This is a genomic window from Bosea sp. F3-2, from assembly GCF_008253865.1.
In the GTDB taxonomy this organism is placed as follows: Bacteria; Pseudomonadota; Alphaproteobacteria; order Rhizobiales; family Beijerinckiaceae; genus Allobosea.
In genome coordinates this window covers 2,170,991-2,190,369 of record NZ_CP042331.1, presented here as the reverse complement: position 1 = coordinate 2,190,369, position 19,379 = coordinate 2,170,991, and the positions used below count along the sequence as shown (strand labels likewise).

Annotated in this window: 19 protein-coding genes and 1 pseudogene; 9 read left to right on the top strand and 11 right to left on the bottom strand. The window is 59.2% G+C overall.

Features of this window, described 5'->3' with window-relative positions; genetic code table 11:
- Positions 1-189: 189 nt before the first annotated feature.
- From FQV39_RS10210 to FQV39_RS10185, 6 genes are all read right to left on the bottom strand, one after another.
- Positions 190-885: an ABC transporter ATP-binding protein gene (locus FQV39_RS10210; RefSeq protein WP_149130190.1), complete on the bottom strand. Its 696-nt coding sequence runs from the start codon at positions 883-885 to the stop codon at positions 190-192.
- Positions 878-1,663, bottom strand: coding sequence for an ABC transporter ATP-binding protein (locus FQV39_RS10205; protein ID WP_149130189.1), 786 nt, complete (start codon positions 1,661-1,663; stop codon positions 878-880). Before FQV39_RS10205 ends, FQV39_RS10210 begins: the two co-directional genes overlap by 8 nt.
- Positions 1,660-2,607, bottom strand: a complete 948-nt coding sequence (locus tag FQV39_RS10200; RefSeq protein ID WP_149130188.1) for a branched-chain amino acid ABC transporter permease — start codon at positions 2,605-2,607, stop codon at positions 1,660-1,662. The genes FQV39_RS10205 and FQV39_RS10200 overlap by 4 nt, the downstream gene beginning before the upstream one ends.
- 5 nt (positions 2,608-2,612) lie before the next feature.
- Positions 2,613-3,485 carry a branched-chain amino acid ABC transporter permease gene (locus FQV39_RS10195; RefSeq protein WP_149130187.1) on the bottom strand — a complete coding sequence of 291 codons (873 nt, stop codon included), beginning with the start codon at positions 3,483-3,485 and terminating at the stop codon, positions 2,613-2,615.
- Between the two features lie 57 nt (positions 3,486-3,542).
- Positions 3,543-4,688: an ABC transporter substrate-binding protein gene (locus tag FQV39_RS10190; RefSeq protein ID WP_149130186.1), complete on the bottom strand. Its 1,146-nt coding sequence runs from the start codon at positions 4,686-4,688 to the stop codon at positions 3,543-3,545.
- Positions 4,689-4,754: 66 nt separating this feature from the next.
- The gene (locus tag FQV39_RS10185; protein ID WP_149130185.1) at positions 4,755-6,143 is read right to left on the bottom strand and encodes an enoyl-CoA hydratase/isomerase family protein; all 1,389 of its coding nucleotides are present in this window, start codon (positions 6,141-6,143) and stop codon (positions 4,755-4,757) included.
- A gap of 409 nt (positions 6,144-6,552) precedes the next feature.
- On the opposite strand from FQV39_RS10185, the gene FQV39_RS10180 reads away from it, so the two are divergent.
- From FQV39_RS10180 to FQV39_RS10160, 5 genes are read left to right on the top strand one after another with little or no spacing between them, the layout of a single operon-like run.
- Positions 6,553-6,969 carry a thioesterase family protein gene (locus FQV39_RS10180; protein ID WP_149130184.1) on the top strand — a complete coding sequence of 139 codons (417 nt, stop codon included), beginning with the start codon at positions 6,553-6,555 and terminating at the stop codon, positions 6,967-6,969.
- On the top strand, positions 6,969-9,110 hold the full coding sequence (locus FQV39_RS10175) for a thiamine pyrophosphate-dependent enzyme (protein WP_149130183.1): 2,142 nt from the start codon (positions 6,969-6,971) through the stop codon (positions 9,108-9,110). The genes FQV39_RS10180 and FQV39_RS10175 overlap by 1 nt, the downstream gene beginning before the upstream one ends.
- Positions 9,111-9,139: 29 nt before the next feature.
- Positions 9,140-10,624, top strand: a complete 1,485-nt coding sequence (locus tag FQV39_RS10170) for an indolepyruvate oxidoreductase subunit beta family protein (protein WP_187640233.1) — start codon at positions 9,140-9,142, stop codon at positions 10,622-10,624.
- A 38-nt stretch (positions 10,625-10,662) separates the two neighbouring features.
- A complete protein-coding gene (locus tag FQV39_RS10165) occupies positions 10,663-12,309 on the top strand; it encodes an AMP-binding protein (protein WP_149130181.1) in 1,647 nt (548 codons plus the stop codon).
- Positions 12,310-12,350: 41 nt separating this feature from the next.
- On the top strand, positions 12,351-13,388 hold the full coding sequence (locus FQV39_RS10160; RefSeq protein ID WP_149130180.1) for a winged helix-turn-helix transcriptional regulator: 1,038 nt from the start codon (positions 12,351-12,353) through the stop codon (positions 13,386-13,388).
- 70 nt (positions 13,389-13,458) lie between these two features.
- On the opposite strand, the gene FQV39_RS10155 is transcribed toward FQV39_RS10160, so the two are convergent.
- Complete coding sequence (locus FQV39_RS10155) at positions 13,459-13,791, bottom strand: dehydroquinate synthase/iron-containing alcohol dehydrogenase family protein (protein ID WP_149130179.1); 333 nt, start codon at positions 13,789-13,791, stop codon at positions 13,459-13,461.
- Between the two features lie 85 nt (positions 13,792-13,876).
- Here FQV39_RS10155 and tnpA point away from each other — a divergent pair, with 85 nt between their 5' ends.
- Positions 13,877-14,275, top strand: coding sequence for an IS66-like element accessory protein TnpA (tnpA, locus tag FQV39_RS10150; protein WP_149130178.1), 399 nt, complete (start codon positions 13,877-13,879; stop codon positions 14,273-14,275).
- Between the two features lie 96 nt (positions 14,276-14,371).
- A complete protein-coding gene (gene tnpB / locus FQV39_RS10145) occupies positions 14,372-14,620 on the top strand; it encodes an IS66 family insertion sequence element accessory protein TnpB (RefSeq protein ID WP_349238587.1) in 249 nt (82 codons plus the stop codon).
- On the opposite strand, the gene FQV39_RS10140 is transcribed toward tnpB, so the two are convergent.
- Together FQV39_RS10140 and FQV39_RS10135 are read right to left on the bottom strand one after the other, a co-directional pair.
- Positions 14,535-14,987, bottom strand: a complete 453-nt coding sequence (locus FQV39_RS10140) for an IS3 family transposase (protein ID WP_149130177.1) — start codon at positions 14,985-14,987, stop codon at positions 14,535-14,537. The genes tnpB and FQV39_RS10140 overlap by 86 nt on opposite strands.
- On the bottom strand, positions 14,987-15,337 hold the full coding sequence (locus FQV39_RS10135) for a transposase (RefSeq protein ID WP_149130176.1): 351 nt from the start codon (positions 15,335-15,337) through the stop codon (positions 14,987-14,989). The genes FQV39_RS10140 and FQV39_RS10135 overlap by 1 nt, the downstream gene beginning before the upstream one ends.
- A 104-nt stretch (positions 15,338-15,441) precedes the next feature.
- Between FQV39_RS10135 and FQV39_RS10130 the strand changes: the two are divergent.
- Positions 15,442-15,958 (top strand): annotated as a pseudogene (locus tag FQV39_RS10130) (ATP-binding cassette domain-containing protein); the annotation flags it as partial.
- 9 nt (positions 15,959-15,967) lie between these two features.
- The gene (locus FQV39_RS10125; protein ID WP_149130175.1) at positions 15,968-16,654 is read left to right on the top strand and encodes a PfkB family carbohydrate kinase; all 687 of its coding nucleotides are present in this window, start codon (positions 15,968-15,970) and stop codon (positions 16,652-16,654) included.
- Between the two features lie 9 nt (positions 16,655-16,663).
- Here the strand turns inward: FQV39_RS10125 and FQV39_RS10120 are convergent, their stop codons facing one another.
- Positions 16,664-18,145: an aldehyde dehydrogenase gene (locus tag FQV39_RS10120; protein WP_149130174.1), complete on the bottom strand. Its 1,482-nt coding sequence runs from the start codon at positions 18,143-18,145 to the stop codon at positions 16,664-16,666.
- Positions 18,146-18,170: 25 nt separating this feature from the next.
- Positions 18,171-19,301, bottom strand: coding sequence for a zinc-dependent alcohol dehydrogenase family protein (locus FQV39_RS10115; RefSeq protein WP_149133765.1), 1,131 nt, complete (start codon positions 19,299-19,301; stop codon positions 18,171-18,173).
- Positions 19,302-19,379: the final 78 nt, after the last annotated feature.

Here is a 19,379-nt window from a genome sequence, read left to right as displayed (position 1 = left end):
TGCAGCTTGGTCGGATTTCTGAGATTTCGAGCTGCGACCCAACTTTAATGGCCAAGCCATGCTGAGCTTGATGGGCCAAAAACCGTAACTCAGGAGGAGTTGCAGTTCCTGCGCGGATATCGACAGGCACGACCAATCTCGCAACCTCCGCAGGAGGCCGCGAGAAGCTGACATTGCGCAAGCTGCGTCCTACATCCCGAGGTAGGAACTGATAACTTTCGGGTCATGAAGCAGTTGATCGGCCGGACCGCTTACGCTGATGCTCCCAGCCTCAAGCACATATCCTCGGTCCGAAATCGCAAGAGCGCCGGCAACGTTCTGCTCGACGAGCAAAACAGTGATGCCCTTGCTCTTTAGTGTCAAAATCGTTGAGAAAATCTGGTCGATCAGTAGGGGAGATAAGCCCATGCTGGGCTCGTCCAAAAGCAGGATGCTGGGTTTGCTGACCAGCGCTCTCCCAATCGCCAGCATTTGCTGCTGCCCGCCGGACAATCCTCCGGCGATCTGATTTTTGCGCTCAGCGAGAACCGGGAATATCTCGTAAACTTCGTCGATCGAGCTGGATTTCGATCTCGTCCGCCATCTCCCCAAACGGATGTTATCTTCGACCGATAGGTTCGTAAAAATCTGTCTCCCTTCGGGCGCTTGCGCGACGCCGAGAGCGACGCGGCGATGCGCTGAAATGTTGTCCAGGCGTTGGCCCTTAAGCTTGATTTGGCCTTTCCGAGGCGGACAAAGTCCCGAAATCGCGCGCAGAAGAGTTGTCTTCCCGGCGCCATTCGCTCCCAAGAGTGTGACGATTTCACCAGCGCTGACATGGAGCGACACGTTGTGCAACACTTCGACGCGGCCGTAGGCGCAGGTTAGGCTATCAACGTCAAGCATAGCTTGCCTCCTTGGCACCGTGCTGCCCAAGGTATGCAGCTTGAACTCTCGGATCCGCCCTAACAGTTGCGGGGGTCCCTACGCACAGCGTTTGCCCTTGTTCAAGAACCAGAACCCTGTCCGAGATGCGCATTACCAGCTTCATGTCGTGCTCAACGAGGACGACCGTTATGCCTCGGTCGGCTATTTTCCGAATGGTCGCAGCGATCTCCGCCGTCTCGTTGCCATTGCAGCCCGCGGCAGGCTCGTCCAGCAGCAACAGTTCCGGCTCAGCGGCGAGAGCTCTGGCGATCTCCAAGCGCTTGAGCGCGCCGTACGGGAGCGTCCCAGCTTGTCGCGCCTCTGATGTCTCAAGTCCCACAAAGTCGAGATGACGACGAGCAATTTCGGCGCTCGCGAGGTTCTCGCGCCGTACGTTGGATGTGCGCAGCAGATGCAAAAATGGACTGGTCCGCTCATGCCGGTGGCGTCCGACCATGACGTTTTCGAGTGCCGTCATGCCAAAGAAGACCTGGAGATTCTGAAAGGTTCGGCATAACCCCTGGCGGCAGAGCTGATCTGGTGACATTCCTGAGACGTCGTCCCCCTTAAACAGGATCCGACCGCGGCTTGGCTTATAAATCCCCGAGATGAGGTTGAAGAAACTTGTCTTACCGGCTCCATTGGGACCGATCATTGACAGAATTTCTCCTTTGAAGACCGACAAGGAGACATCCGTGACGGCTTTAATGCCACCGAACGCTATCGTTACATCCTCAGTTTGGAGCAACGGGTTCATGCGGAGCGCTCCTTAAACCAAGATGTGAACGACGGAACGAGGCCCTTTCTCATCAAAATCATGCAGAGCATCATGATAAGGCCGAGAATGAGATGCTCGTACTCATGAAACACGGTGAGAACCTGCGGCAGCACGATCAGAATAGCAGCGCCGGCAAGAGGCCCGAGTACCGAAGCAGTGCCGCCGAGCACCACCATTGTTACGAGCTCGATCGAGCGAAGGAATCCAGAAGTCGCTTCAGGTGTAATGTGGCCATTCACGAACGCGAGCAATGACCCTGCCAGGCTCGCGTATGCGGCAGAAACGACAAAAACAAAAAGCTTCTGGCGCGCTACGTCCACGCCTACCACGCGAGCCGCAACCTCACTGTCCCGGATTGCTCGCAAAGCTCGACCAGTAGGGCTCTCCCGGAGATTGATTGCTAGCCAAAGCCCGATAAGCAACGCACCGCCACAAATGTAATACCAGGTCGATACGCTTCTCACCGTCTCGCCCATAATCTTAAGGCGAGGCACAGACGTTCCATCGGGGCCGCCCGTCCAGCCCGCCTCATTGTTCAGAACCATATAGATGAGTAGGCCGCAGCCAAGCGTTCCGACAGCTAGGTAGTAACCTCGCAACCGCAAGACTGGCTTTCCGAGTACGTAGGCGAGAGCACTCGCAACGGCTGTGCCCATCACCGCCGACAGCAACGGCGGTAGGCCAAAGTGCGCCGGCCCAACAGCTACTGCGTAGGCGCCGATCCCCATAAAGCCCGCGTGGCCAAGGCTAACTTGTCCTGCCAGTCCAAGCAGCAGATTGAGGCCAGTCGCAGCCAGCGCGTAGATGAACATTACGCTTGCAACGCGTAGATGGTAATTTGACCCCGTCAGCAGCGGAAGTGCCAAGATTAGGATGGATACGAGAACGATCGGAAAATGGTGATTATTGATGGTGCGGAGCATGTGGACTAAACCCGTTCTAGTGCCGCACGGCCCAGAATCCCCTGGGGCCTTAAAAGGAGCACGCCCAGCAGAACAATGAAGGCGATTGCATCCTTGTATTGAGAGGAAATGAATCCTGCCCCAAACGATTCTGCGAGGCCTAGGATTAATCCACCCAGGATCGCACCCGGCGGATTCCCGATACCTCCGAGCATCACAGCAGCGAAACCCTTGAGGGCAAGAATTGTCCCGGAATCATAACTTGTGAGGGTTATTGGAGTTACGAGAACTCCAACGATCGCCCCAAGAAGCGCTGAAATCACGAAGGTGACCGCTACAATCATTGGAACATTGATGCCGACTAAAGTCGCGGCCGCAGCGTTATTGGAAGCAGCCAGTATCGCCCGCCCGTATAGCGTAAAGCGCATGAACGCCCACAACGCAGCGAGAATTATGAGCATACCCGCCACAACCACGACACTTTGGGGGAGAACGGTCGCTCCGCCAATATTGAACGGTGTCTCACCGAACCAATGCGGCAATGTGTGGAAGCGCTTGTCGAACACAATCTGCGCGACCCCGCGCAGAAATAGCGAAGCGCCAATGGTAATGATGATAAGGGCAACCGGATCCGCACCCCGCGCTGGCAGGATCGCAAAGCAATACAACGCAAGTCCGGCGATGACCGATATGCAAATGGCTAGCACCATGGCTAGCGGCAGCGGGATTCCCGCTGCCGCCAAAAATACCGTGGACATCCCGCCTAGCATCACGAACTCGCCCTGAGCGAGATTTACTACGTGTGACGCGTTGTAAATCAGTGTGAACCCAAGGGCGACCGACGCGTAGATTGCGCCGATCGTGAGCCCGGATGACGCAAACTGCAAAAATTCAGACATGACCATCAACTTTAAATTGGAGGTATATCTTCGATTCTGCTGCGAACCCTGATTAGTTCAGGGAACAGCGGCCCAATCGCCCTTGCGGATTTCAACCATGCGGAAACCGGTCAAATCGAGGCCCATGTGGTCTTTGGGAGAAAGGTTGTAGACACCACCAACTCCGACAAAATCTTTTGTCTTCTCGATCTCGTCGCGAATATCTGCGGCCTTCAAGCTCGGAGCGCGCTTCAGCGCATTAACGATGATGTAGAACCCGTCATATGCGAAGCCGCCAAAGCCTGAGACCGGCTGTCCCGCCTTCTTCTCGAAGAGAGTAGTGTAATCGAGAACCACGGGCCGTTGGCGATCGTTGTCCGCGAGCTTGCTGCCAAGTAGCAGCGCCGCAGCCGGCAGGCGAGCGCCTTCCGCTCCCTCGCCCGCCAGGGAGACGAATTCCTTCGACGCCACACCGTGGCTTACATAGAGCGGGTAGGTTACAGCCAGCTGCTTGTAGTTCCGAACCGCAATGGCCGGTCCTTGCCCGATACCAGGTACAATTACAGCTTCAACTCCTGCTTTGTTTTTGATGTTGGTGATCTGGGGGGTCATATCGGCATCGCGCGGGCCAAAGGTTTCCTCATGGACGATCGTAATACCTTGCTTCGGAGCGGCAGCGACGCACTGATCACGCATTGATTTTCCGAAACCATCGGTTCCGGACAACAATGCAACCTTAGTTAAGTTGCGGGCTCTGATGTCGGCGAAAATTTTCTCGCAAGCCATAAGATCCGTGTGCGGCGTCTTGAAGACCCACTTCTTTACGGGCTGGATCAGCTGGATCGCGCCGGCGAAAGACATAAACGGGATTTCAGCATCTTCGAAAACCGGAGCCATTGCCATGGATGTCCCCGTCGTCGATCCGCCGATAACGACTGCGACATTGTCCTGCTCTGCCAAGCGGGTCGCAAATGTGCGAGCCGCATTGGCGTCGCCGCCATCATCGTAAATGACAAGCGAGAGCTTGTTCCCGTTTACTCCGCCTTTCGAGTTGACCTCGTCCACGAGCATTTCAAGCGTTCGCTTCTGAGGGTCGCCCAGCAGTGACGCGGGTCCGGTCGCAGACACGACCGATCCAACCTTAATATCCTTCGCCGACGCCTCCAAGGGATACCCGCAAGCGAGAGCGCTTGCGAGCATCGCGCACGCAGAAAACTTCAACATTGTATTCCTCCCTGAGAAAACGCTGCAGTTTTTGATAACTGTTATTCGCGTTAAGCTAAGCGTTGCCTATGCGGCGCGTTTGTCCGCATTCCAGAAACGTTCGAGATTGGCGATAAGCGCGGGTGAGAAATGACAATATGCTTGCTCACGAGCATAAACAGCCATGTAGGACCTAAACAGATCGAGCGGTTCGTGGGCGATGCGGAAAGCCCGACGGTTGCTGGACGTGCTGACGACGCCTGACGTGGTCAGCCGCTCGATCACGTTGGCGAGGGCTCCCTCGATCTCCTTGGCGGGCACGACTTCGTCGCAGACCAAGCGGCCCTCGGGGCTGTCGCAGTCCAGCCGCTTGTCGTACATCACTGCTTGGCGGGCCGTACGGTCGCCGACAAATCGCGAGAGGCGAAGGTTGGCGATGCCGGGAATGATGCCTTCCTTCCGGGCCGGCAGCGTCATGTAGGCGTCGTCGCCCGCGAGGATGTAGTCCGAGGACAGCAGGTACTGGCAGCCGCCGCCGATCGCGTATCTCTCGATTACCGCAACCCAGGGCTTTTCGAGCGTGTCGCCAAAAATCTCGTCAGGGCTGACGTCGCTGGCGAGGCCGCGGAACATCTTGTTGATGAACCCCAGATCCCGGACGAGGTACCAAAGGTAGGAAATCTTGCCCTGGTACAACTGCGTCAGATTGATGCCGGTGCAGAACACGTTCTGGCCGTCGTACTTCCCGCCGGTGATGGGTGCGCCGCGCAGCACGCAGATGTCGGTGGCGGGATCCAGAAGAGCTAGATCAACGGCGGTCTCGACATTGTCGACCGTCGTGCAATCTTCCGCGTTGAGATAGCGTGGGTTCTTCATATAGGCGATCGACGCCGTCCCGCGACGCTCGATCATAGCGGTGCCTAGGTCGATCTTACCTTCGCGCGTGAGGCGTTCGAGGAGCTCGGTGGCTTCGGCACGCGGGCGAAGCATCGCGTGACAGAGGTGGAGGCCCGTTTCCCGCTCGCCAAGGAAGCGATTGAACAGGAGCCCTTGATCGTACTCGTGCCCGTCCTTGTCCTTATGGAGAAGCTGGGCTTCGGCCTCTACCAGGACCTTGGTGGGGACGAGGCCGGGAACGAGGGCTGCGGCGGAATAGGCAAGCTCCTCGACACGCGCATGCCGGCTCCGGCTTGCGGTGAGGCGATCATAGACTGCAATGCCGTGCGCCGCGAGGAAGTCCGTGCGCTTCTTCCGTGAGGCGTCCAGGATCGCCTCAGCCAGCTTCTGTTCAGTCTGGCTGCGCTTGGGCTTCGCGGGGAGTTTGGACAGAAGATCCAGACCCTGCTGCCACCAAGCCGAATGCGTGGCGACATCCTGGTCGAATGCCTTGCCGAGTTGCGGTCGGTTGTCGAGCCATCCGCCAAATGCCTTTGCCTCTGGGGAACTCTCTGCCGGGGGGAAGTCGCGCAGCTCCATCTTATCGCTCCTTACGAAATGGAATGCAGAACTTTGGACCGCTCAAATTCGGGCGGCGTTGAGCCGAAATTTTCGGGCTATTAGGAACTTCCACAGGTAGTTCACGAACGCAAGTACAATTTCCCAACGGCCGTTGAATATTCTGAAATTGGCGCCGATTGCGGCAGTTTTGAGCGCCTGCCGATGGCGCAGGTTATAGCTGCACAAGGCGTAAGCCCGCGCAAAATGTCAGATAAGTGATTGAAAGCAATCAGAAAATGTGATATCTCTTGTCAGAGTTTTGCCGACCACCGCGGCATTTGGTTGATGTAGCGGGCTAGGGAATCGTAATCTGTGCGATAATTTCGCTTGCAATCGTGAACTGACATAAGCAAGCTAGGCGTAGGGAAAAACGCCTTCGGAGAAAATTATGATCGAGCCCGGTGCGCGCTCTCGGCGTCGCGTCGTCGTCGATGCGGCGCGCGTGGTCACATTCATGGGGCCGGAACTGGCGGTCTACGGCACCCCGAACATGCTCTTCGACGTCGAAATGAGTTGCCGGGATCTGCTCAAGGAGAGTCTCGGCTCGGATCAGGACAGCGTCGGCGTAAAAGTCGAACTTACTCATTCGGGGGCGGCTGTGATCGGGATGGGGATCACGATCGATGTCGAGGTCGTTGCTGTCCAAGAACGTACCGTCACCTTTTCTGCCGCCGTTCTGGCCGGGTCCAGTGAGATTGGAAAGGTGATTCATCAGCGCGCGATCGTAAGTACTGATCGGCTGAAAGCAAAAATCCTAAGAATGTTGGATGAACTCGCGAGTTCATCGGTTTCGGAGGCGCCGTAATGCCTGAGCGTTCATATCAGGAAGAAGTAAAGCAGCTTCGTCTCGGTAGCGGCGAATACTTCGAGGGCGAGGGTATTCTCGCTGTCACAAAGGCACTTCTCCAGTCAGGCGTTTCGTATGTAGGCGGATACCAGGGCGCCCCAGTGTCGGCCCTCGTCGATGTCCTTGGGGATGCAAGCGATCTTCTGGAGGAACTGGGCGTACACCTCGACACCTGCGCTAATGAAGCGGGGGCTGCGGCTATGCTCAGCGCGTCGGTCAACTATCCGATCCGAGGCGCCGTCACGTTCAAGTCGGTGGTGGGTACGAACGTCGCCTCCGACGCCTTGTCCAACCTTTGCTCTGCAGGCGTAGTCGGCGGCGCCTTGATCGTGGTCGGCGAGGATTATGGCGAGGGCTCAAGCATCATTCAGGAGCGCTCGCACGCTTTCGCGATGAAGTCGCAATTCTGGCTGTTCGATCCGCGACCCGAGTTGGGGTGCATCGTGGACCAGGTCGAGCGCGCTTTCGAATTGTCGGAGGCAAGCAACACCCCTGTCATGATGGAATTGCGCATTCGAGCGTGCCATATGACCGGCCGGTTCCTCGCCCGCGATAACGTTCGTCCCAAGTGGTCGAAGAAGGATCTCATCGAAACTCCGATCTTCAATAAGGATCGCATTAGCCTTCCGCCCGCGACCTATGTCCAGGAACGTCATAAGATCGACGTGCGCTGGCCGGCCGCGTTGAAATACTTAACAGAAAACAAGATCAACGAGTTCGTCGAGGGCGACATCTCGGATATCGGCCTCATCCTCCAGGGCGGCATGTACAACCATGTGGTCGCCGCATTGCGGGCGCTCGGGCTGGCCGATTCTTCGGGTAACTCGCGCATTCCGATGCTTGTGCTCAACTGCGTCTACCCGCTGGTGCCAGACGAGGTCGTGAACTTCAGCAAAGAGCGGAAGTCGGTTCTGGTCATCGAAGAGGGCCAGCCGAACTTTATCGAGCAGCAGATTAAGGCGCTGCTCTCGGATGCGGAAGTGAAGACCCGCGTCAACGGCAAGAACATGCTTCCGGAGGCGGGTGAGTATGTGGGCGCCGTTCTTATGGACGGCCTTGCAAAGTTCTTGAGCCGTGGCCGGAGCTCGATGATCTATGGGCAGGAGGCGACCAAAAAGGTTCAACAGATCGAGAAGAGTCGTCAGCAGGCTCTGGAGATCCTCGGCGGGCCGCTGCCGAATCGCCCTCCGGGATTCTGTACAGGCTGTCCCGAACGTCCGGTGTTCAGCGCGATCAAGCTGGTGCAGGAGCAGGTGGGGCCCGTTCATGTGAGCGCAGACATTGGCTGCCACAGCTTCGCAACGCTGGAGCCGTTCAAGGTTGGCAACACAATCCTCGGCTATGGGCTGGGCCTCGCGTCGTCGAGTGGTCTGTCCTCGATGCTCAAGAATCCGGTCGTCAGTATCATGGGTGATGGTGGGTTCTGGCACCAGGGGCTTACGACGGGCATTGCCAACCATGTCTTCAACCACGACGAGGGCGTTCTCGTCATTCTGAAGAACGGTTACGCCTCGGCTACAGGCCACCAACACATTCCGTCCACGGGAACCAACTCCCGCGATCAGATGAGCGGCATGGCCATCGAGAACGCGCTCAAGGGTGTCGGCGTGAAATGGGTCAAGACGGTCGGCAGCTACCGGATCGGGGCCATGGTCAACGTCCTGAAGGAGGCGATCCAGTCCCGCGGAAAGGGTCTGCGGGTGATCATCGCCGAAGGCGAGTGCATGTTGGCACGTCAACGACGTGAGAAGCCCAAGCAGGCGGAAAAGCTGAAGCAAGGCGAACGGGTGGTTCGCACGCGCTACGGGGTCGACGAGGCGACCTGTACAGGCGACCACTCCTGCATCCGGTTGTCGGGGTGTCCCACGCTCACCGTCAAACAATCCTCTGATCCGTTACGGACCGCACCGGTGGCGCATGTTACCAATGGCTGCGTGGGCTGTGGCAATTGCGGTGAGGTCGCCCATGCTGCGGTTCTGTGCCCGTCATTCTACAGGGCTGACATCGTTCAGAATCCGACGGCGCTCGACCGGTTCATGGACCGTGTCCGCCGTCGCGTGATCGGTCTGTTCCTCGGGCGTGAGAGGGCGGTCGCGTGATTGGTGAAATTCCCCGTAACAGAGCAATCTTGATCGCTGCCCTTGGCGGCGAAGGTGGCGGCGTCCTGGCGGACTGGATTTCGACTGCAATCCGCAACTCGGGCTATCTTTGCCAAGCAACGTCGATTCCGGGCGTTGCCCAACGTACGGGTGCCACGACCTATTACATCGAGTATTGTGAGGTTCCGATCTCGGAACTCGGCAATAGGCGCGTGGTGTTCGCTTTGACGCCCGTGCCGGGCGATGTGGACGTCATGTTGGCGTCCGAGCTGATCGAAGCTGCGCGCGGAGTTCAGAGTGGTTATATCACGGCCGATCGGACGACCCTGATCGCGTCGAGCCACCGCGTTTACGCGACCTCCGAAAAGATCGCTATGGAAGACGGGCGGTTCGAATCCGACCGTGCCCTGAAGGTCGTACACGACCTTTCGCGTCGGGCTATCGTATTCGACATGGAGCGCGCGGCGGAAGAAGCCGGGACGGTTATCAACGCGGTCCTACTCGGCGCCCTAGCGGGCTCCGGTGCTTTGCCTATCGATCCGGCGCAATTCGAGGCAGCCATCGTCGCGGGCGGTAAAGGCGTTGCTGCCAGCAAGCGAGGCTACGCGCTGGGTTTTCGTGCCGCTCAGGGAGAGACGGTTGCCGCCGGGAAGGGCGCGCCACAGCGCCCTAGCCAGCAAACGCCAGCCTGGTCAAGTGAAGAATTTCCGGTCGAAACGCGGTTTGTCGTCGGGCATGGCCACGCGCGAGTCGTCGACTATCAAGATGCTGCGTTTGGAAGCGCATTCCTCGATCGCGCCCGCGAGCTGCTGGCCTTCGATCGCGCTCACGACGGTGCGAGCCGAGGCTGGAAACTGACAATCGAGGGGGCTCGCAATCTCGCGCTGCGTATGACCTACGAAGACGTGATGCGGGTCGCCGACTTGAAAACACGCGCGGAGCGATTTGCGACTGTACGGTCGGAAACGCGCGTTCGAGATGGCGAGTTGCTCCGAATTACGGAGTATTTGAAGCCCGGCCTCGAGGAAGCCTGCGCGATCCTTCCGGTCAAACTCGGCGAGCGGGTCCTAAAATGGTCGAGAAAGCGGGGTATCGAACACAGCCTGAATGTCGGCCTGTATGTCAGGAGCGACACGGTTTTCGGGTTTCTCACCATGAGGACACTCGCCAGACTTAGAGTGCTGCGACGCAAATCTTGGCGGTTCGCGGAAGAAGCCAAGCTGACGGGGCGCTGGTTCGAGGCCATGGGGGCCGCAGCTAAGATCGATTACGATTTCGGCGTTGCTGTTGCGGCGACATCCGGGCTCGTCAAAGGCTATAGCGGTACATACCGCAGGGGAGTCCGGAATTTCGACTTGCTTTTCGAAGCGATCGTTATGCCCGCGATCATGGGCAAATACGCCGCCACGGAGGCCGTAAACGCCGCTTACAAGGCCGCGGTCGCGGATCCTGACGGACAAGCGATGGACGAGGCGATTGCGCGCTACGCGCCAACAGCGATCGCCGCTGAGTAATAAAACATAAAACTAAAATATATCCTTGGGAGGATATAATGTCGGTTCCTTCTCACGTCATTGGGGAGAATCACGTCCCGTTGCTGCAGTTGAGCATCGGGACTGCACTTCGCCAGGCAGCTTCGCGCTTCCCCCATAAGCCCGCCATCTGTAGCCTTTTCCAAGGCTGCGAGCTTACCTACGCCGAACTCGACCAACTTGCTGATCGGGTTGCAAAGTCCCTCATTGCGTTGGGCATCCAGCAGGGCGATCGCGTTGCTATCTGGAGCGCAAATCGATGGGAGTGGCTGGCTGCCCATCACGGCATTGTCCGTATCGGCGCGATTGTCGTCACAGTGAATCCTGCGTTTCGTGCCGAAGAGGTCCGATATGTGCTGGATGACGCAGGCGTGAAACTACTCATCGCGGCTCCAGCTTTCCGCGGCTTTTCGTTCGTACAGGCAATCGAAGAGATCCGGGGAAATCTGCCGGCGCTTGAACACGTAGTTCTGTTTGACGGCGTCAATAGCACCGGTGATACACGGAAATGGGAAAAATTTCTGGAGCCTGGCCGAGCTATCGACGATGCTCATCTCGATCAGCGGGCTTCAGCAGTTTATTCTGGCGCGCCGTGCCATCTTCAGTACACGTCAGGAACAACTGGCAGGCCGAAAGGCGCGCTGCTCACGCACCATGGCATTCTTAACAACGGCTATTTTGTGGGCCTGCGCCAGCGCTTGTCCGAAAATGATAGTATTTGCTTGCCTGTCCCGTTCTTCCATTGCTTCGGCATCGTCTTAGGGGCGCTGGCCGCGGTGGCGCATGGCACGGAGATCGTCCTCCCGGGCGAATCTTTCGAGCCGAGGGAAACGCTGGCGGCTGTGGAGGCTCGGAAGTGCACTTCGCTCTACGCAGTTCCTATGATGTTCATTTCCATGCTGAGCCATCCAGAGCTTAAGGACATCGACCTCAATTCGTTACGAACGGGCGCTATCGGGGCGGCTCCCTGTCCTCACGCAACGATGACTGAAATTATCGAAACGATGAACATGAAGGAGATCACGGTTGTATATGGAATGACCGAGACATCTCCAATTTCGTTTCAGACCCGCGCTACAGACTCGACTGATGTAAGAGTTTCAACAGTCGGTGTTATTCAGCCGCACCTCGAAGCGAAAATCATAGATCCCGACACCGGCAATGTGGTCGCTTTCGGCCTTCCGGGCGAACTTTGTGTGCGTGGCTACAGCGTAATGAAAGGCTATTGGCAGGCTCCTGAACTGACAGGGCAAGCAATTGATTCTGACGGTTGGATGCACTCTGGCGACCTGGCAGTCATGCAACCTAGCGGTTACGTTGAAATCGTCGGCCGCCTCAAGGATGTAATAATTCGGGGCGGCGAGAACATATATCCTAGAGAGGTTGAGGAGTACCTTATCACGATTCCGGACGTCCTGGACGCATACGTATTTGGAATGCCTGATGATAAATACGGCGAAGAAGTATGTGCCTGGGTTAGGTTGCAGGAGGGGTCCATTCTGCTGCCGCAAGACATTTTCGACTTGTGTAAAGGGAAAATTGCAACCTACAAGATCCCGAGGCTAATCAGGATCGTTGAGGAATTCCCCACGACGGCCAGCGGCAAGGCTCAAAAATTCAAAATGCGCGAGTTCGAGCTTGAATTGCGCGGGGTAGAGATGGCCTGAGTCCCGTGTTAGTACGTGCCCTTGAAATCGAACAGGCGGGCATGTTGGATCGCATCGGAATCGCTTCCCGAGTTGTCTTGACGGCAAATGCCGAAGCCGGCCAGCCTGGTCCGTCTGCCGAGACACAGGGGTCAAACGCCTCGCGCCCGGACAAATTTGCTCCTGCAGGGCGCGAGCGCGACTCAGAAATCTCTGACACACTACAGATACTAACCGATCCCTGGCGCTTCCTCATTCTGAGGGAAGCTTTCTTCGGGGCGGAGCGGTTCAACGAGTTTGCGGTTCGGCTTCAGATTCCCAGGGCCACTCTCACCAAGTCTCTGAACAGCTTGGTTGAGGGCGGGTTGCTGGACACTCGGCTCCTCTCTGAAGGCCCGGGATCGTGGAAGCGATATATTTTGACTGAAAGCGGCCGGGACCTTTTTCCCGTCCTACTAGGTCTGATGTGGTACGGCGATAAATGGTTGTGGGAAGGCGTCCCGCCTCTTGCGCTGTTCCACGTGCCGACCAGAACGTGGTTTTCACCCCAGTTCGTGTGGGATCATGATGGATCAGATCTGAATCCGCGCGCGGTGCGGTTCGAGGTCGATGTGGACTATTGGCGCCCGCGGGAGGAAATTCCGCGCAGCTATCGCACGGACCGGGACGGCCAATCGCGGGGTAAGCGGCCATGCTCAATGGAACGAACCCTGGCTTTGGTCGGCGACCGATGGACGTTTATGATCTTTCAGGAGTTCTTCCACGGCAACAAGCGGTTTGACGAGTTTCAGCGCAACCTCAACATCGCGACTAACGTATTGTCCTCGCGACTGGACAATCTCGTGGTGCACGGCTTCCTCGAAAAGCGAGCTGATGAAAACGGAGCCTACCGCTTAACTCCAAAAGGGCGGGACATTTATAACCCAATGGTCCTGCTCAAAACTTGGGGAGACAATTGGCTTCGGCGCGACAGGCGTCCCACGTCTAGGTTCGTCGGGCTTTCAAACAATAAGGTGACTCATGCGCGTCTCGCCGTGCCTGGGACATACGCCTGGATCGTGCAAGAAGAAGTAAAGTTGGTGCCGACCTACTGCTTGTGACGATGCTGCTTCTCGCACTTTGCCCTGGCTTTGAATTGGTTTGCTTTCGTTCGTGCAGCGCTCGGAAGTGTCAGGACGCTTCCTCGTAAATCGCGAGTGCGTCCTCTTGCGTGATTTCCCGTGGGTTGTTTGTTAGAAGCCGGGTCTGCTTCATGGCATCTTCCGCCAGCAGCGGCAGAGCTGTGCGAGGGATTTGGAGTTCCCGCAAGCTTTGCGGGACTTTCAATTCCTGACCGAGTTTCACCAGCGCTTCGACAAACGCTTCACCGCGCTTAAAACTCTCAATTGACGAGAGTTCGGGAAATGCATCGGGTGCGATCTCCGCATAGACGCCGGCAGCCTTCGGCAGATTAAAACGCAGTACCGGAGCCAGGACGAGCGCGTTCGGCAATCCGTGCGGCACATGGAAAGTATCCGTCCGGCGGGGACCGCCTTGCGGCGGTTGTCGGTTGACGTGAACTCCTAGGAGTAATCCTAGGAGTACTCATATGACGATGTCGCGGGTTGAGGTGATCACCTCGGTGGGCCGTCGGCGGCGCTGGCCCCGAGCCGAGAAGGAGCGGCTGGTCGGATTGTCGCTGGAGCCGGGAGCCTCGGCATCGGATATCGCGCGATCGGCCTGCCTGCACGTGAGCCAGCTTTTCCATTGGCGCAAGCAGTTATGCGAGCGGGTCAAGCCCGAGGAGCCGGCTCTGCTGCCGGTCGTTGTCGAGCCGCTGAAGGACGAGGCTGCGGTTTCTCCGAACCCGGCTCCGTCTCGGAAGCGGGCTGCGCGTCGCCGGAGTTGCGTGGAGATCGAGTTGGCGTCCGGCGATCGGGTGCGGCTTGAGGGCGGGGTCGATGGTCATGCACTGCGCGAAGTCCTCGCTGCGCTGAGAGCCCGATGATCCCGGTTCCGGTTGGCGTGAAGGTTTGGCTGGCGACCGGCCACACCGATATGCGCAAGGGGTTCGCCTCGCTGGCGCTGGTGGCCCAAGGAGGTCTTGAAGCGCGATCCGCTGAACGGTCACGTCTTCTGTTTCCGAGGGCGTCGCGGCGATCTTTTGAAGGTGATCTGGCACGACGGTCAGGCGGCGAGCCTCTATGTGCGCCGGCTGGAGAAGGGCCGATTTCTGTGGCCGTCGCCGGCCGATGGCGTCGTTGCGATTACGCCCGCGCAGATGGGCTATCTGTTGTCCGGTATCGACTGGCGCAATCCGGTGGAGACGTGGCGGCCGACTGCGATCGGATGACGTCTTTCGGCTTGCGTTCGCAGAGGGATGTGGTGACCGCGACACAGGTGATGTCGGCCACCCAGAGCTGGTTCGGCCCGTCCGGGATCATGCCCTTCGCCAGGTTCGGGAAGATCGGCAGGTCATGATCGCCATTGGTCGTGGCGACGAAGCGCCTGCGCCGGCGTGGTTGCAGATCATGATCCCGCATTAGGCGTCGGATCTTCTTGTGGTTCACGACGAAACCGCGGTGACGCAGCGCCGCCTGCATCCGGCGATAGCCATAGGCTTCGAAGCTCTCGGAGATCGTGACCATCGTCTCGACGAGCGCGGTGTCGTCGACGCTGACGGCCGGCTTATCGTAGTAGGTCGAGCGCGCGATCCCCATCAGCCGGCATCCTTCTGCGACGGAGATGCCGCGGGGCCGGTGACGACGGACGTAGTCGCGCTTCTGGGCCGAGGTCCGTGCTTCAGAGCCCCCTTTAGGAACTCGATCTCAAGCGCCTGCCTGCCGACGAGTCGCTCCAAGGCGGCGATGCGCGCCTCGTAGGCTACGATCGTATCGGCGGCTGCCGCCTCGTCGTCGAAAGCGCCGCCCTCGAACTTTTGGATCCAGATGCGGATCAGGTTGCGCGACATGTCATGCCGACGGGCGAGGTTATGGAGCGTCTCGCGGGCCAGGTAATCCTGTGCCACCTGGCGCTTGAACTCGACGCTGTGGGAACGATGTCGAACCATGGGCTTTCATCCTTCGAAAGCCCGGCTCTCCGGTCAATTGCTCGCCGTCTCGCTGTCCGCCTCAAGGGGCGCACTCCAGATCGGCGTCCAATGTTAAACATTGCAGGCGATCTCACATGCTGGAGCGGGTCGGGCTTTCGGCATCCATGGCCGATCGTTTCCGCCACGAGTTCTCGGGCGGGCAGCGTCAGCGCGTCTGCATCGCCCGCACGCTGACGCTCGGGCCCAAACTGATCATCGCCGACGAGGCCGTCTCGGCCCTGGACGTCTCCGTCAAGGCGCAGATCATCAACCTCATGCTCGATGCAGGAGGAGCACGGCCTCGGCTATCTCTTCATCTCGCACGACATGGCCGCGGTCGAGCGCACCAGCCATCGCGTCGCCGTGATGTATCTCGGCGAGATCGTCGAGATCGGCTCGCGCCGCGCCGTCTTCGAGAATCCGCAGCACGACTACACCAGGAGGCTGATGGCAGCGGTTCCGATCGCCGACCCGGCGCGCCGCCGCGCACGCCAGCCGTCGGCGGACGAGATCAGGAGCCCGTGGCGGCCCGCCGATTACGTGCCGCCACAACGCCGCTATCGCGAGGCCGGTCAGGATCACTGGGTCCTGGAGAATTAGGAAGCCTGCATGATCGTCGTCTTCGGCTCGATCAACATCGATCTGGTCACGCCGGTCGCATGCCTGCCGCGCGCCGGCGAATCTGGACCATTATTGCGCGTCTCGACCGGCCGACGGGGGCCGCCTTCATCGCCACGGAACGGGAGGGCGCCAACCAGATCATCGTCGCGGCCGGCGCCAATGCCTTCGTCCGGGACAGACGCGCTTCATCGGGTGCGGCTCGGCCCGGACGATATCCTGCTGCTGCAGCGCGAGATCCCGGAAGAGGCCTGCCTGGAAGCCGCGGAGACCATGAAACGGGCTGGCGGACGTGTGATCCTCAACCTGGCGCCGGCCGGAGCACCCGCTCCGGCGTTGCTCGAACAGCTCGATATCCTGATCGTCAACGAGCACGAGGCGCTGGTCCTCGCCGAAGCGCCGCGCTGGCAGCAGCGAGACCCCGATGCCGTGGCACAACGGCTGGACGTAGAGCGGCAGATCGCGACCGTCGCGACGCTCGGCGAGGCCGGCGTCGTCGCGTGGCAGGGAGGCAAGACGTCATCGGCTCGCCGAGCCGCGCGTTGCGGTGGTCGATGGGCATGCCGGCCGGGTCGAAGATCGAGACCGCAGATTATTGCGGCCTCGATGGCTGTGTGGATGGCAGCCGCTCGATCATGGCCCGGCCGTTACGTGTCGAACAACCAGACCTTGCGGTGATATGCGGGTTCAGCGCAGGACGAAGGGGTTGCCAGGAATTGCATCGGAGGTGGAAATCCAGACGCTCTTATGCTCGAGGAAATCTTGCATCGCCGCTTGACCGCTTTCGCGGCCCAGACCGGAGCGTTTGATGCCGCCGAAAGGCATCATGTAGCTCACGGCCCGGTAGGTATTCACCCAAACGGTTCCGACCTCCAGCGCCCGGGTCATACGTAGCGCGCGCGCGACGTCGCGAGTCCAGACTCCCGCTGCAAGACCGTAGACAACATTGTTTCCGATCCCGATCGCTTCTTCTTCGGTATCAAAGCCGATTACTGACAGAATTGGTCCGAAAACCTCTTCCTGCGCGATGCGCATGTCGTTCTTGACATCGACAAAAATTGTCGGTTCAACGAAAAGCCCTTCGGCTAGGCCCTCGCCTGCGGCGCGTCGACCGCCCAGAACGCAACGTGCTCCCTCGGCCTTCGCAATGCTGATGTAGTTCAAAACCTTCTCGAATTGCGGCGGCGTCGTAATAGGTCCGATGTTGACATCGGGGAGCATAGGATCGCCGATCTTCGCAGTTCGCGCCATTTCGATGAGGCGAGCAACGAACTCTTCTCGGATCGAATTCTGCACCAGAAGGCGCGAGCCCGCGATACAGGTCTGTCCCGTAGCTGCAAAAATGCCGGAGACGACACCGGCAAGGGCCGCCTCAAGGTTCGCGTCCTCGAAAACGATATTCGGTGATTTGCCGCCCAGTTCCAGCGAGACGCGCTTCATCGTCTTTGCCGCTGCCTGATAGACCGCAGCCCCGGCGGCGTCCGATCCGGTGAAGGTGACCTTCGAAACGCCGGGATGGCTGACGAGCTGCGCGCCGGTCTCGGTCCCAAAGCCGGTGACGACGTTGAACACTCCATCGGGGAAGCCCGCTTCCCGGGTCAGTTCCACGAACTCCAGGGTCGAGGCCGAGGTGAATTCCGAAGGCTTTATAATCACAGTGCAGCCTGCCGCGATCGCAGGGGCGCATTTCCATGCGACGAAAAGCAGCGGCGAATTCCATGCCGTCAGCGCGGCGACCACGCCGACCGGCTGCTGCGTTGTCCAGGCCATCATTTCGGGCTTGTCGATCGGCACGACGGCGCCTTCGATCTTGTCGGCCAATCCCCCGAAATAATACCACCATTCTGAATGATACCGCAGTTGCCCGCCCATTTCGGCCAGCAGCTTGCCGTTGTCGCGAACCTCGATTTCGGCAAGCCGGTCGGCGTTCTCGGCCACCAAATCGCCTAGCCGGCGCATCAGCTTGCCACGCTGGCTGGGAGTCATTTTCGCCCAGGGGCCTTCGCGCAGAGCGCGGCCGGCCGCCATGACCGCTCGATCGATGTCCTGCGCATTCCCTCGCGGAATATGCGCCCAGACCTCGCCGCTATAGGGGTTCATCGTATCGAACCACTCGTTGCTCGCCGGATCGCACCACTGGCCGTCGATGAAAAGTTGATAATGTTTCACATCCACACCCGTTGCTTGTGGTCGTTCACGTGTCGAACAGGACGATCTGGCGGATCGCCTCGCCGCGATGGAGGCGATCGAAGCCCTCGTTGATCTGGTCCAGGGTGAGGGTGTGGGTCATGAGCCGGTCGATCGGCATCTTGCCGCGCTGAAAGAGGCCCAGGAACCGCGGAATATCGCGAGTCGGCACTCCCGAGCCCAGGTAGCTGCCCTTCAGCGTCCGCTCCTCCGCCACCAGCTTCAAGGGCGAGATGCTGAGGACGGAATTGGGGTGCGGCAGGCTTGCCGAGACGGTGGTACCGCCGCGGCGCGTCATATCGAAGGCGGCCTCCAATGCCTTTGGAGCGCCGGCGAATTCCAATGCCGCGTCGACGCCCCCCGAAGTCGCATCGCGGACCTTGGCGACGACATCCGGGTCGCGGGCGTTGAAGCAGTGGGTGGCGCCAAGCTCGCGGGCCGCGTCCAACTTGCTGTCCAGCGTATCGACCGCGACGATCGTCTCCGCCCCTGCCGCAACCGCACCGAGAACGGCCGAGAGGCCAACTCCGCCCAGGCCTACGACCGCGGCAGTACCGCCAGGTGGCACAGCGTCCGTATTGAAGGCCGCGCCGGCACCGGTCAGCACGGCGCAGCCCATCATCGCGGCTATGGGCAGCGGAACCTCCCTGTCGATCTTCACGAGGCTGAAGCGCGAGACCACGCAATGAGTGGCGAAGCTCGAGATTCCGACCTGATGCGAGATGGGTTCGCCGTTGCGCGACAACCGGACGCCCCCTCCAATTAGCTCGCCAATACCGTTGGAAGCCGCGCCCGGTTCGCACAGTGCAGGCCGTCCGCTCTTGCACGGGGCGCAATGGCCGCAGGAAGGGACGAACACAAAGATCACATGATCGCCAGGTCGCAGGTCGGCGACGCCTTCTCCGACCTTCTCGACGATGCCGGCGCCTTCATGGCCCAGCACCATGGGAACGGGGCGCGGTCGGTCGCCGTTGATGACGGACAGGTCCGAGTGGCACAGCCCGGCAGCCGCGACGCGAACCAAAACCTCTCCTGACTGGGGCTCGGCGAGATCGAGATCGCAGATATTCAGGGGTTTGGTTTCGCTATAGGGCCCGGGGCGGCCGATCTCTTCCAAAACTGCAGCTCGGATTTTCATGGTCGTTTCCTTTGCACGGCTGTGGCGGTGCGATCCCCCGGTACGTCCGGGTTTTTGAATGATGTGGATGAAGGCAGG

Bases quoted from the DNA above. Each gene is read 5' to 3' on its own strand.
- FQV39_RS10210 (WP_149130190.1), bottom strand. From the start codon at position 885: ATGCTTGACGTTGATAGCCTAACCTGCGCCTACGGCCGCGTCGAAGTG.
- FQV39_RS10205 (WP_149130189.1), bottom strand. From the start codon at position 1,663: ATGAACCCGTTGCTCCAAACTGAGGATGTAACGATAGCGTTCGGTGGC.
- FQV39_RS10200 (WP_149130188.1), bottom strand. From the start codon at position 2,607: ATGCTCCGCACCATCAATAATCACCATTTTCCGATCGTTCTCGTATCC.
- FQV39_RS10195 (WP_149130187.1), bottom strand. From the start codon at position 3,485: ATGTCTGAATTTTTGCAGTTTGCGTCATCCGGGCTCACGATCGGCGCA.
- FQV39_RS10190 (WP_149130186.1), bottom strand. From the start codon at position 4,688: ATGTTGAAGTTTTCTGCGTGCGCGATGCTCGCAAGCGCTCTCGCTTGC.
- FQV39_RS10185 (WP_149130185.1), bottom strand. From the start codon at position 6,143: ATGGAGCTGCGCGACTTCCCCCCGGCAGAGAGTTCCCCAGAGGCAAAG.
- FQV39_RS10180 (WP_149130184.1), top strand. From the start codon at position 6,553: ATGATCGAGCCCGGTGCGCGCTCTCGGCGTCGCGTCGTCGTCGATGCG.
- FQV39_RS10175 (WP_149130183.1), top strand. From the start codon at position 6,969: ATGCCTGAGCGTTCATATCAGGAAGAAGTAAAGCAGCTTCGTCTCGGT.
- FQV39_RS10165 (WP_149130181.1), top strand. From the start codon at position 10,663: ATGTCGGTTCCTTCTCACGTCATTGGGGAGAATCACGTCCCGTTGCTG.
- FQV39_RS10160 (WP_149130180.1), top strand. From the start codon at position 12,351: ATGTTGGATCGCATCGGAATCGCTTCCCGAGTTGTCTTGACGGCAAAT.
- tnpA (WP_149130178.1), top strand. From the start codon at position 13,877: ATGACGATGTCGCGGGTTGAGGTGATCACCTCGGTGGGCCGTCGGCGG.
- FQV39_RS10140 (WP_149130177.1), bottom strand. From the start codon at position 14,987: ATGGGGATCGCGCGCTCGACCTACTACGATAAGCCGGCCGTCAGCGTC.
- FQV39_RS10135 (WP_149130176.1), bottom strand. From the start codon at position 15,337: ATGGTTCGACATCGTTCCCACAGCGTCGAGTTCAAGCGCCAGGTGGCA.
- FQV39_RS10125 (WP_149130175.1), top strand. From the start codon at position 15,968: ATGATCGTCGTCTTCGGCTCGATCAACATCGATCTGGTCACGCCGGTC.
- FQV39_RS10115 (WP_149133765.1), bottom strand. From the start codon at position 19,301: ATGAAAATCCGAGCTGCAGTTTTGGAAGAGATCGGCCGCCCCGGGCCC.